We start from the raw sequence: 11,737 nt of genomic DNA, 5'->3' as shown, positions 1-11,737 counted from the left end.
GAGTTCATAAGATTTTTTCTGAATATGGGTTGTGAAAAAAACATCTTAGGTTCTCCAAAAGTTGTTCTTAGCTCTGATGTTACAAGCCTGAAACGGTTTTACAGGCAAAAACGCCATTTTTATGGCGACAGAATAAGAACATCAGTCAGGAGAAACGCCAATGCGCACCCTAACCCCGCTATGGAGCGCCATGCTTTTGGCGACTGTTTGCAGTCAGGCGCAAGCCATGAATCTCTCGGAAGCGATTCAGAGCACGTTGGACAATCACCCGGAAATCCACGCTGCCGCCAATAGCCGACTCTCATCGGATGAAGACGTGAAATTCGCCAAGGGCGGCTACCTGCCCACCGTCGACCTGCTGGTCGGTTATGGCCGGGAACGTACTGACAGCCCCAGCACACGGGCGCTTGGCGATCACAACAAGGAGACCCTGAACTACCGCGATGCCGAACTGCGGCTGCGGCAGATGCTGTTCGACGGTTTCAACACGCCCAACGAGGTGGCGCGCACCCAGGCAGTGGTCAACTCCCGTGCCTACCGTCTGCTCGGTACGTCCGAAAGCCTGGCCCTGCGCACCGTCGAGGTGTACCTCGATGTGCTGATGCGCCGCGAGATGGTCACCCTGGCGCGCAACAACCTGCAGGCACACCAGCGCATCAACGATCAGATCGGTTTGCGCAGTCGCCAGGGCGTGGGCAGCACTGCCGACCTGGACCAGTCCGAAGCTCGCTTGGCACTCGCGCAGAACAACCTCTACACCGAAGAAGTCAACCTGGCCGATGCCGAAGCCAACTTCTTCAGTGCCGTGGGCCGTCTGCCGGATCAGTTGGAAAGCCCGGCATCGATCAGAGGCGGCATGCCTGCCGATCTACTCGCTGCGCGGCAGACCGTGATGGACAACAATCCCTTCCTGAAATCAGCGCAGGCTGACGTCAACGCCGCCGAGAAGCAGTACGAGGTAGCCAAGTCGCCGTTCTACCCACGCTTCGATCTGGAGCTGGCGACCTCGGCCGATGACAACGTGCAGGGCGATGAGGGTCACTACAACACCTGGCGAGCTGCCGTGGTGATGAACTACAACCTGTTCAACGGCATGCGCGACAAGGCCCGGCTGCAGTCGGCTGCGCACCAGATCAACGAGTCGATGGACATCCGCAACAACGCGCTGCGCGTGCTCAACGAGAACCTCTCGCTGGCCTGGAACGCCATGGAGAACGCGCGCCTGCAAACCCCCAAGGCGCGTGATTACGCGGACTACACCTCACGGGTTCGCGAGGCCTACCAGCAGCAGTTCAGCCTGGGCCAACGCACCTTGCTCGACCTGCTCGACAGCGAAAACGAGCTGTTCACCGCCAACCGTCGTTACACCGAGGTGCGCTACGGCGAAGAGTTCTCGATGTACCGCGTCGTTGCGGCAATGGGTGATCTGTTGCGCCAGCAACAGGTCGTAGTCCCGGCAGAAGCTGTAGCCCTCACTGAAGTGAAGAGCGAGGCACGCTTGCCGGATATGAAGTAGTACCGGCGTGAGGAGTAGTAGAAATTGACCACCATGGAACGGCCAGGCCCGTCCAGTGATCCGCGGCTCAGTCACGACGATCCGCTGCTGGATGGTTTGTTGATCCTCTGCCGGCTACATGGCTGCTCGGCCAGCCGTGGCACCCTCAGTGCCGGCCTGCCCATGCCGGAGCAACGCATGAGCCCCGACCTGCTGCCGCGTGCTGCGGCACGGGCCGGGCTGCAGGGGCGCCTGCTACAGCGCGAGCTTGCCAGCATTTCCGCCCTCAACCTGCCAGTCCTGCTACTGCTCAAGGACGGTCGCTGTGCGGTCCTGCGCCAGTGGGGGCCGAAGCAGCAGGCGCAGATCCTGCCCTGCGAGACCGATGGCGGCGAACAATGGGTCAGCCGTGAACAACTGGCCGCCGAGTACAGTGGCCGGGCCTTTTTTGCCCGCCCTCGACATCAGCTGGAAGAAGCCCGCACGCCGCTGGTGCCACGCATCGAAGCCTGGTTTCGCGACACCCTCAAGCTGTCGCGCTGGCTCTACACCGATGCCGTCCTGGCCAGCCTACTGATCAACCTGCTGGGCCTGATGGTGCCGCTGTTCGTGATGCAGACCTACGACCGTGTAGTGCCCAACCAGGCGACCGCAACGCTCTGGGTGTTGGCCATCGGCCTGTTTATCGGCACCGGTTTTGAACTGCTGCTCAAGGTGCTACGCGCGCACCTGCTCGACACGGCAGGCAAGAAGACCGACGTGGTGCTGTCGGCCACCTTGTTCGAGCGCATCACCGGCATGTCGATGAAGGCGCGGCCGGCCAGCGTGGGCGGTTTCGCACAAAGCATTCACGACTTTCAGGGACTGCGCGATTTTCTCACCGCGGTCACCCTGACCAGCCTGATCGATCTGCCTTTCTCCCTGCTGATGCTGCTGGTGATCGGGCTGATCGGCGGCCCGCTGGTGTTCATCCCGCTGTTGGCCTTCCCCATCACCGCGCTGTTCGCCTACATCATTCAGGCACGCCTGCGCGACACTGTGCAAAGAAGCCTGCAGCTTGGCTCGCAACGCCAGGCGCTGCTGATCGAAACCCTCGGTGGCCTGGAAACGCTCAAGGCCTGTGGTGCCGAAAGCGAGCGTCAGCACCAATGGGAGCAAACCCATGGCGCCCTCACCCGCCTGGACGGCCATGCAAAATTCCTCGCCTCGCTGGCCACCAACGGCACCCTGTTCCTGCAGCAGTTCGCCGGCATGGCCACCATCGTCGCGGGGGTCTATCTGATCATCGCCGGCAATCTCAGCGTCGGTGCGCTGGTGGCCTGCTACATGCTCGGCAGCCGCATCCTCGCTCCGCTGGGACAGATCGCCGGGCTGATCACTCGCTATCAGCAGGCACGCCTGACCATGACCAGCACCGATGCCCTGATGGCCCTGCCGCAGGAGCGTCAGGACAAGCAGCGGCCGCTGGATCGCACCCAGCTCAAAGGGGCACTGGAAGTCCGGCAGATCAGCTTCACCTACCCCGGCCAGAGCGCACCGGCGCTGACCAATGTCAGTCTGCGCCTGGGCGCTGGCGAACGCCTTGGCATCATCGGTCGCAGCGGTTCGGGCAAGAGCACTCTGGCGCGATTGCTGATGGCCTTCTACAGCGCCGACGAAGGACAGATCCTGCTGGACAACCTCGACCTGCGCCAACTCGACGTCGCCGACCTGCGCCATCAGATCGGCTACGTCGCCCACGACCTGCCACTGCTGGCTGGCAGCCTGCGCGACAACCTGACCCTCGGCGCCCGTTACATCAGCGACGCGCGCATGCTCGAAGTCGCCGAGCTCACCGGCGTGGTGGACCTGGCCCGCCAGCATCCGCAAGGCTTCGACCGCCCGGTAGGCGAACGCGGCCAGCTGCTCTCCGGCGGCCAGCGCCAGGCCGTACTGCTGGCCCGCGCACTGCTGCTCGACCCGCCAATCCTGGTACTCGACGAACCCACCAGTGCCATGGACAACACCAGCGAAGACCTGCTGCGCCAACGCCTGCACAAGTGGGTGCAGGGCAAGACGCTGATCCTCATCACCCATCGTGCCTCCATGCTCAGCCTGGTGGATCGCCTGGCTGTGCTGGACAACGGCCATGTGGTGGCGGACGGGCCGAAGGAAGCGGTGATCGAAGCCTTGCGCAAGGGCCGCGTCGGCCCGGCCAGTCTGTAGGAGCGACGTGCGATGCAAGCTACCCAGAGCCTCGGCAACTACTTCGGCAGCCTGCGCGAAAAACGCCAGGACACCGAGTTCATGCCGGAAGTCGAAGGTGCCATTCTGGAGGACTCGCCCTGGCTAAGCCGCGCCACGATCTGGGTGGTCAGCGCCTGCCTGCTGGCAGCGCTGGTCTGGGCAAATTTCGCCGTGCTGGAAGAGGTCACCACCGGCGAAGGCAAGGCCATCCCGTCGAGCAAGGTACAGGTGATCCAGAATCTGGAAGGCGGCATCGTCAGTGAGATCTTCGTGCGCGAAGGCCAGGTGGTAGACAAGGGCGACACCCTGCTGAGACTGGATGACACGCGTTTTCTATCCAATCGCGGGGAAACCGAAGCGGATCGGCTGGCGCTCATCGCCCGTCTCGAACGACTGAGCGCAGAAGCCGAAGGCCGCGAACCGCAACTGCCCGAAGAAATCACCCGCGACGCGCCACAGCTGGCCGAAGACCAATTGGCCCTGTATCGCTCGCGCCAGCAACGGCTGCGCAGCGAGCAGCGCACATTGGGCGAACAACTGCGGCAAAAGGAGCAAGAGCTCGCCGAATTTCGCTCCAAGTCCCAGCAGTACCGTTCCAGTCTCGGCCTGTTGCAGCAGGAACTGAACATGTCGCAACCCCTGGTGGCCTCGGGCGCCATTTCCGAGGTCGAGGTGTTGCGTCTGCGCCGCAGCGTGGTGGAAGTACGTGGCTCGCTGGAGGCCACAAACCTGGCGATCCCGCGTGCTGAAGCGGCGATGAGCGAGATCAGGAGCAAGATGGAGGAATCCGAGCTGGCCTTCCGCGCCGAGGCCTTCAAGGAGCTCAACGAATTACGCACAGAACTGCAGAAGATCACCGCCACCAGCGTCGCCATTCAGGACAAGGTGACCCGGACCACCGTGACCTCGCCGGTGCGTGGGGTGATCAAACAGCTCAAGGTCAACACCATCGGTGGCGTGGTACAGCCGGGCAGCGACATGCTGGAAATCGTGCCGCTGGATGACAGCCTGCTGATCGAAGCCAAGGTGCGCCCGCAGGACGTGGCCTTCCTGCATCCCGGGCAGAAAGCCATGGTCAAGTTCACCGCCTATGACTACACCATCTACGGCGGGCTCAAGGCCAACCTCGAGCTGATCAGCGCCGACACCATCACCGACGAGGAAGGCAACAGCTTCTACCTGATCCATGTGCGCACCGACAAAAGCCACCTCGGTGGCGAGGAACACCCGCTGCTGATCATCCCCGGCATGGTCGCCACGGTGGACATCATCACCGGCGAGAAGAGCGTACTGGCCTACCTGCTCAAGCCCGTGCTCAAGGCGCGCTCGGAAGCCATGCGCGAACGTTGATTACCAGCCGTGCACGCTGCGTAGCCCGAATCGATACCGTAGGGTGCGCCGTGCGCACCGGGCCCGACATCGTCAAAGCTGGTGCGCGCGGCGCACCCTACATGCGCCTGCCTCGCGCTTGACCGCCGGGCATTCATTAGAGTTTCCCGGATTGCATCCGGGCTACGTGACCGAAGTGCTACCCTAGGGTGCGTCGTGCGCACCTCCTTAGCGCTGGTGATTGCGGATAAAGACCTCTTCTCCCATCGCCGCGATCTGCCCTTCGATCAACGCGTCGAAGGGCCGCAGCAGCGCAGCGAAACCCTGCGGGGCCTCCAACACATCCAGCGCGGCAACGATCGCCTCGATAGTCGATAGCGCCCCCTCTTCCGGCGCCTTGCGCAGGCGGTAGCGCGACGGGGCCACGGCTCCCAGACTCACGCGCGGCAACGCCGCCAGTAGCGGGTTGAGATGCAGCAGCTTGCGCGCCTTGCGCCAGGTGCCGTCGGGCACCACCAGCAGCAGCGGTTTCTCCTTGGGCGCGTAGCCCGTCAGGGCCACAGCCTCATCGCCGGGAAACAGCAGGCAGGCGCGATAATCAGGCTGCGCGAGCAATTGCGGCAGATCATCGAATCTCTCACCGACGCGCAGTTCCGCGTTGCGTAGCCCAAGCGCAGCCAGGCGAGCGGTATTGAGGGCATGGCCGACCTCGCTCGGGTGCTGCAGGATGAGCACACGAGTACGACTCTCGAGGTTGGGAATCAGCGGGCAGAGGCAGTGGCCAAGCGGGCGCTGGCAGCGGGAGCAGGTCGGACGAGGCATGCCGCGCAGTGTGCCAGAACACCTCGAACTCGCGAAGCCCGGATGCAATCCGGGAATCCCCAGACTGCATCCGGCTTCAGAGTCAGCGGTTGAAGCGCTCCGCCAGGCTGTGCAGGTAATCGGCCATTTGCTCCAGCTCACGGCTGATGGCTGCGCCCTGATGCGCCTGCCCGGCGCTGTGGTCGGAAAGCTGGGCGATACGAGTGATCTGCCGGCTGATGTCCTCGGCTACATGGCTCTGCTCTTCGGAAGCCGCCGCCATCTGCTGGCTCATGCTGGTGATGCGCGTCACTGCCGAGCTGATGCCCTCCAGCGCATCGCGTACCGACTCCACGCTCTGCACACTGCCGCGGGAAATGTCCTCGCCCTTGCCCGCCGTGACCACCGCACGCTCGGCTCCTGCTCGCAGGTCGGCGATGATCTGGTGAATCTGCTCGGTGGACTGGCGCGTACGCGAAGCCAGCGAACGCACTTCATCGGCCACCACCGCAAAACCGCGGCCCTGCTCCCCTGCCCGCGCGGCCTCGATGGCAGCGTTGAGCGCCAGCAGGTTGGTCTGCTCGGCAATCGAGGTGATCACATCAGCCACACTGCCGATGGACTGCGTGGAGTTGGCCAGTTCGTTGACCGCCTGGCCAATATCGTTGACCGCCTTGGCCATCTGGCGCATGGAATCGAGGCTGCCTACAGCCAGATCACGCCCCTCACGGGCCAGACGATCAGCCTCTTCGGCAGCATGCGAGGTGTTCTGCACGTTGTGCGCGACTTCCTGAATGGTCGCCGCCATCTGGTTGATGGCCGTGGCCGATTGATCGGTCTCGGCACGCTGTTGATCGAGCATCTGCGCGCTGGAGTGCGACAGTTCGGCGGACTGCGTGGCGCGCTTCTTGACGTTCTCGCCAGCATCTTCCAGCCGCGTCAACGCCGTCTGCAAGCGCGCCTCCTCACTGATCATCGCCATGTCCAGCAGGGCCTGGACACCACGGTTGTCGCTGTAGGTCAGCGCCACCAGGCCGCTGGTAAAGGCTTTCGGATGATCCGCCAGGGTACGGCGAATCAGCTGCCGGATCCGATAAAGCTGGTAGGACCCCAGCGCGAACAGTGTCAGCACGATAAAAGCCATCAGCGGCCAACCAGAAACCACCCAGTGCGCCGCAACGATCAGCAGTGACGCGACGATCAGTGGCCAGGAGCGCAGCAAATCGTAGGTCCAGTACTCCAGCTTCGGCACCGGTGGTTTGCCGGCCCGCAGACGGGCATAGAGCGCTTCGGCACGACGTTTCTGGGCCTCGGTTGGTAATGAGCGTACCGACTCGTAGCCGGAAATTCGGCCGTTCTCGTAGACGGGCGTGACGTAGGCACTGACCCAGTAGAAATCGCCATTCTTCGAGCGGTTCTTGACGATGCCCATCCAGGGTTTGCCCTGCTTGATGGTATCCCACATATGGCCGAACACCGCTGGCGGCATATCCGGGTGGCGCACGAGGTTGTGCGGCTGGCCGATCAGTTCCTCGCGGGTGAAGCCGCTGATCTCGACGAAGGCGTCATTGCAGTAGGTGATCTTGCTGTTGAGGTCGGTGGTGGAAATCAGGCGTTCATCAGCGGGGAAGGTTCTTTCCCGCTGAGTCACGGGCAGGTTCTGGCGCATCGAGGCTTCCCTGTTCGAATTGAAGTTGGTACAGACGTATGAATAAGTACTAGCACAGCCTAATAACCGCGCCAGTTGTAGGCTCTAAGCCTTTCGGAGGAGAAAGACGACCCTGTTTCAGATCTGATTCAGTTGCGTTTTGAGCAAATCGCGAAAGGTTTGAATCAGCGGTTCGCGAGTACGCCCTCGGCGCAGGATCAGCGAGAACGGTGCCTGATAGCCAAATACCGCTGGCAGCAATACCCGCAGCTTGCCCTGATCCACCCAGGGCTGGGCATAGTGCTCCGGCAGATAGCCGATGTAGGCGCCGGAGAGCACCAGAATCAGCTGCGCCTCCATCGACTCCACCGTGGCCGCACTGTGCTTGAAACCATGGCGAGCCAGTTCGGCCTGGCTCCAGTAGCCGCGGCCCACCATGCGTTGCTGGGTAATCAGTTCTTCGGGAATCCGCCTCTGCTCGAACAGAGCATGCCGCTCGCTGCAATACAGCCAGTGTTGCTCGCGATACAACGGTTGGTAGACCAGGCCGTTCATGCGCGTGGAGAAAGCACCGATGGCCAGGTCCAGACGATTGTCCAGCACCGCCAGCTGCAGCTCATAAGGGCTCATCACCGACAGGTGCAGGTGCACGCCAGGGTGCTCCTGGCTGTAGGCGCCGATCACCTCGGCCAATGGCAGGGCCGGATCGCTGACCGTGGAGTCCAGCACACCGAGGTTGAGGGTGCCGCGCAACTCGCCCTTGAGCGCCGCCGAGTAACGCTCGAAACCTTCCAGTTCGCCGAGCAGGCGCAAGGTTTCCTGATGGAACAGTTCGCCCTTGCTGGTCAGGCTGAAACCGCCACGGCCGCGATGGCAAAGCACGATGCCGAGCTGACTTTCCAGCTGGCTCATGTAGGTACTGATGGCCGACGTGGAAAGATTGAGTTCCTGCTGCGCAGCGGCGAAGCCCTGATGACGCACCACGGCGACGAAGATCTTCAGCAGTTTCAGATCGGGTAAAGCGAGGGACATGGCGGCGTACGGCAGATGAACGGAGTGCCAGTGTAGCGCCCTGCCCCTGCCTGGCACATCCAGCAAACGTAGCCCGGATGAAATCCGGGACAACACCCAGCCTATTTCCCCGGATTGCATCCGGGCTACAAAACTAGACCGCCCTGCTCTAGGCACAGACTGGCGAAACAACTGGTGCGCGCGGCGCACCCTACGGAGCGGCGCTAGCTTGGTGCCCGGATGAAATCCGGGGCAGCGCAACACGCATCAATAGTTCAGCAATCACTGAACTAAGTATTTGTTCGATGCGATTTAACCCGTTCGCAGGCTGAGCCAACAATGCCGCCATAACCAGGCGCCGACTCGAATCGGCTGCCACCGGGCGCCACACCACGCCCCTTGCCAATCTGCCGCTGACCTTCGCCCTCTTCAGGAGACGGCCATGCGACTGGAAATCTTCCGCACCCTCTGGGGTTACCGCGGCAGTTGGCAGCAAGCGCTCGACGAAGCGCTCGGTGCCGGCTTCGACGGTATCGAAGCGCGTATCCCCGAGACCGCCGCGCAGCGCGCCATCAATGCCCGTCTGCTGCGCGAGCAGAATGTCCCCTATATCGCCACCCTGTTCACCTCCACCCCGGTTCTGCCACGTCAGAGCGACAGCCCGCAGGTGCACCTCGAAGACCTGCGCATAAAGCTCGACTGGGCCGCCGAACTCGGCCCGCGCCTGGTCAACGTGCTGCCCGGCAATGATCGCTGGGCGCTGAGCGAACAGGTCGATTTCTTCGGTCGCGCCGCCGAACTGGCATTGGCCTGCGGCCTCCACGTCTGTTTCGAAATTCATCGCGGCCGTTCCCTGTACAGCCCCTGGGTCACGCTGGACGTGATCCGTCAGGTCCCCGAACTGCGCTTCACCAGCGATATCAGCCACTGGCTGGTGACCTGCGAGCGCCTGCTCGACGACCCCGCCGACGACCTCTCCGCCTTCATCGAACGGGTCGACCACATCCAGGCCCGCATCGGTTATGACCAGGGCCCACAGGTGCCACACCCCGGCGCGCCGGAGTACGCCGAGGTGCTGGCCTTCCACCAGCGTCACTGGGAAAGCATCTGGAGCAGCCAGGAGAAGCGTGGCCTGCAGACCACCACCCTGACCCCCGAATTCGGCCCGGACGGCTACCTGCACCACCTGCCCTTCACCGACGTGCCGGTGGCCGACCTGTGGCAACTCAATCAGTGGATGGCGCGCTGCGAGCGCCAGCACTTCCACCGTTTCACCAGTCGCTGAGGAGCCGTGATGAACACCAACGCCAAGCATTTCACCGAAATCCCCGTGGTCGACATCGCCGGCCTGTTCAGCAGCGACCCGGCGGCGCGCCTGGCCGTGGCCGAGAACCTGGGCCGTGCCGCCCGCGAGGTGGGTTTTCTCTACATCAGCGGCCATGGCATTGAGCAGACGCTGATCGATGGCCTGCACCGCGCCGCCGAGGACTATTTCGCCCAGCCCCTGGACGCCAAGATGCGCCACTACATCGGCACCTCGGCCAGCCACAAGGGCTTCGTGCCCGAGGGCGAGGAACGCTACGGCGCCGGCAAGCCGGACCACAAGGAAGCCTTCGACATCGGCTTCGAGGTACCCGCCGACAACCCGCTGGTACTGGCCGGCACGCCGCTGCTGGGGCCCAACGACTGGCCCACTCTGCCTGACTTCAAGGAGGCGGTGCAGGCCTACTACGCGCGCATCTTCCAGCTTGGCCGCATGCTGTTCCGCGGTTTCGCCCTGGCTCTCGGCGTGCCGGAAAACACCTTCGACGAGATGGCCAACTTCCCGCCGTCGAAGCTGCGCCTGATCCACTACCCCTACGACGGCGATGCCCAGGATGCCCCCGGCATCGGTGCCCACACCGACTACGAGTGTTTCACCATCCTGCTCGCCGACCGTCCGGGGCTGGAAGTGATGAACGACCTCGGCCAGTGGATCGACGCACCGCCGCGCGAAGGCACCTTCGTCGTCAACATCGGCGACATGCTCGAGGTGATGAGCGCCGGCACCTTCGTCGCCACTTCGCACCGCGTGCGCAAGGTCAGCCAGGAGCGCTACTCCTTCCCGTTCTTCTATGCCTGCGACTACCACACGCAGATCCGCCCGCTGCCGCAGTTCGAGGCCACCGGCCAGAGCTACGAAACCATCAGCATCGGCGAGCACATGTGGAGCCAGGCGCTACAGACCTACCAATACCTGAAGAAGCGCGTCGAGGACGGCCAGTTGCAGCTGCCCGAACGCGCCCGCGCGCCATCCAGCTTCGGCCACCTGAAGCACCAGCCGAGCGCGCTGTGACTTTCCCAACTGCCAACACAACAAACTGATCCGGAGATAAACACAATGGCAACCCGTACCCCGCTGCGCAGCACCGCCCTGGCTCTGGCCTGCACCTTCGCCGGCCTGTTCACCACCGCCCACGCCGCCGAAACACCCAAGACCCTCTCCAGCGGCGAGCTGAAAGTGGGCATGGAAATTACCTACCCACCGTTCGAATACTACGAAGGCGACCAGGTGAAAGGCTTCGACCCGGAAGTGTCGGCGGCCCTGGCCAAGCGTCTGGGCCTGGAGGCGAACTTCAGCGACATCACCTTCCCCAACCTGATCCTCGGCCTCGACGCCGGCCGCTTCGACACCATCATCTCCGGCATGTACATCCTTCCCGAGCGCCTGGAGAAAGCCGATGCCATCCCCTACGCCAAGACCGGCGCCGCGATCATGGTGCGCAGCAACGCCGAGAAGAAACCGGCCACACCAGAAGAGCTGTGCGGTCTGACCGTCGGCCTGCAACAGGGCACTTCGTGGATTCCAGCCCTGCAGAAGGTTTCCGACGGCTACTGCAAGGAACAGGGCGCCGGCGCCATCACCATCAACCAGTACCCGACTACCTCGGAAACCTCCCAGGCGCTGCTCTCCGGCCATATCCAGGCGCACCTGGAGATCGACGCCGCTTCGCTGCTGATCGTCGAAAAATCCCGGGGCCGCATCGCTATCAGCTCCAAGGGTTCGATCTACCCGCAGGTGTTGGGCATCTACGTGAAGAAGGGCAACGCCCAACTGCTCGACGCTCTGAAAGCCGCGCTGGACGACTTCAAGGCCAGCGGCGAATACGCCGAACTGCTGAAGAAATACAACCTGGAAGAAGCCTGAGGTAAGTCCGTGGGCGAGTCCGTCATGACTCGCCCACGGC

General features: G+C 63.0%; 9 protein-coding genes. 6 read left to right on the top strand and 3 right to left on the bottom strand.

Annotated elements, in window-relative coordinates; all coding sequences use genetic code 11:
- Positions 1-160: 160 nt before the first annotated feature.
- The 3 genes from BM186_RS07880 to BM186_RS07870 are packed head-to-tail and all read left to right on the top strand — an operon-like array spanning position 161 to position 5,071.
- Positions 161-1,516, top strand: a complete 1,356-nt coding sequence (locus BM186_RS07880) for a TolC family outer membrane protein (RefSeq protein ID WP_072424672.1) — start codon at positions 161-163, stop codon at positions 1,514-1,516.
- Between the two features lie 33 nt (positions 1,517-1,549).
- Positions 1,550-3,700 carry a type I secretion system permease/ATPase gene (locus BM186_RS07875; RefSeq protein ID WP_099481807.1) on the top strand — a complete coding sequence of 717 codons (2,151 nt, stop codon included), beginning with the start codon at positions 1,550-1,552 and terminating at the stop codon, positions 3,698-3,700.
- Between the two features lie 12 nt (positions 3,701-3,712).
- Positions 3,713-5,071 (top strand): HlyD family type I secretion periplasmic adaptor subunit, encoded by a 1,359-nt coding sequence (locus BM186_RS07870; RefSeq protein ID WP_074914388.1) that lies wholly within the window; start codon positions 3,713-3,715, stop codon positions 5,069-5,071.
- A gap of 207 nt (positions 5,072-5,278) precedes the next feature.
- On the opposite strand, the gene BM186_RS07865 is transcribed toward BM186_RS07870, so the two are convergent.
- The 3 genes from BM186_RS07865 to BM186_RS07855 all read right to left on the bottom strand — a co-directional run bounded on the left by BM186_RS07865 (position 5,279) and on the right by BM186_RS07855 (position 8,531).
- A complete protein-coding gene (locus BM186_RS07865) occupies positions 5,279-5,872 on the bottom strand; it encodes a tRNA-uridine aminocarboxypropyltransferase (protein ID WP_074914385.1) in 594 nt (197 codons plus the stop codon).
- Positions 5,873-5,954: 82 nt separating this feature from the next.
- Positions 5,955-7,520 carry a methyl-accepting chemotaxis protein gene (locus BM186_RS07860; RefSeq protein WP_074914383.1) on the bottom strand — a complete coding sequence of 522 codons (1,566 nt, stop codon included), beginning with the start codon at positions 7,518-7,520 and terminating at the stop codon, positions 5,955-5,957.
- Positions 7,521-7,637: 117 nt separating this feature from the next.
- Positions 7,638-8,531, bottom strand: coding sequence for a LysR family transcriptional regulator (locus BM186_RS07855; protein WP_017677412.1), 894 nt, complete (start codon positions 8,529-8,531; stop codon positions 7,638-7,640).
- 421 nt (positions 8,532-8,952) lie between these two features.
- On the opposite strand from BM186_RS07855, the gene BM186_RS07850 reads away from it, so the two are divergent.
- The 3 genes from BM186_RS07850 to BM186_RS07840 are packed head-to-tail and all read left to right on the top strand — an operon-like array spanning position 8,953 to position 11,697.
- Entirely contained in the window at positions 8,953-9,795 is an 843-nt protein-coding gene (locus tag BM186_RS07850; RefSeq protein ID WP_074914380.1) for a sugar phosphate isomerase/epimerase family protein, read from the top strand.
- Positions 9,796-9,804: 9 nt separating this feature from the next.
- Positions 9,805-10,845, top strand: coding sequence for an isopenicillin N synthase family dioxygenase (locus BM186_RS07845; RefSeq protein ID WP_074914378.1), 1,041 nt, complete (start codon positions 9,805-9,807; stop codon positions 10,843-10,845).
- 45 nt (positions 10,846-10,890) lie between these two features.
- Positions 10,891-11,697 (top strand): ABC transporter substrate-binding protein, encoded by an 807-nt coding sequence (locus BM186_RS07840; protein WP_074914375.1) that lies wholly within the window; start codon positions 10,891-10,893, stop codon positions 11,695-11,697.
- Positions 11,698-11,737 lie beyond the last annotated feature (40 nt).

It is taken from the genome of Ectopseudomonas toyotomiensis (genome assembly GCF_900115695.1).
In the GTDB taxonomy this organism is placed as follows: domain Bacteria; phylum Pseudomonadota; class Gammaproteobacteria; order Pseudomonadales; family Pseudomonadaceae; genus Aquipseudomonas; species Aquipseudomonas toyotomiensis.
The sequence above is the reverse complement of the archived record's forward strand: the minus strand, read 5'-3'. Positions and strand labels throughout refer to the sequence as shown.